The sequence below is a fragment of the Nocardiopsis ganjiahuensis DSM 45031 genome (assembly GCF_000341085.1).
In the GTDB taxonomy this organism is placed as follows: domain Bacteria; phylum Actinomycetota; class Actinomycetes; order Streptosporangiales; family Streptosporangiaceae; genus Nocardiopsis; species Nocardiopsis ganjiahuensis.
The window spans coordinates 1-678 of sequence record NZ_ANBA01000050.1 but is presented as its reverse complement, the minus strand read 5'-3'; the positions used below and the strand labels follow the sequence as shown (position 1 = coordinate 678).

Annotated in this window: 1 pseudogene; it reads right to left on the bottom strand. The window is 68.6% G+C overall.

Annotated elements, in window-relative coordinates:
• A pseudogene (locus D458_RS0132670) lies at positions 1–678 on the bottom strand (peptide chain release factor 3); the annotation flags it as partial.

Genomic DNA, 678 nt, shown 5'->3' with positions numbered 1-678 from the left:
CTCCATGAACAGGGACGGGTGGTCCCGCTCGATCACCCGCAACCGCCACTTGTTGTGCACCAGCACCAACAGCTCACCGTCGTTGCGGCGCCGCAGCACCTCCGCCCCCGACAGCGCGTGCAACGCCCCAGCAGAGGCCTCGTCCGTGCGCCGCGCCACCGAGTACTCCAGAGGCGAGGCCTCGATCGGAGAACGGAACTCGTGCTCCATACGGTGCCTGACCACGTCGAACTGCAGCGGACCCACCGCCGCCAGCACCGGCGCCTGCTCACCGCGCACATCGGAGGTGAGCACCTGCACCACACCCTCGGCGTCCAACTGCGCGATCCCGCGCTGGAACTGCTTGTACTTGCCCGCGTCCACCGCCCGCGCCACCACGAAGTGCTCCGGAGCAAAGCTCGGGATCGGCGGGAAAGCGACCTTGGGACCCTCGAACAGGGTGTCCCCCACCGCCAGCGCCTGGGCGTTGACCAGCGCGATCACATCACCCGGGAAGGCCGTGTCGATGGTGGAGCGGTCCGAGCCGAACACCGCCTGGGTGTACTTGGTCGCGAAGGGGCGCCCCGTGGGCGCGTGGGTGAGCACCATGCCCCGGTCGAAGCGGCCCGAGCTGACCCGCACGAACGCCATCCGGTCCCGGTGGTTCTTGTCCATGTTGGCCTGCATCTTGAACACCTG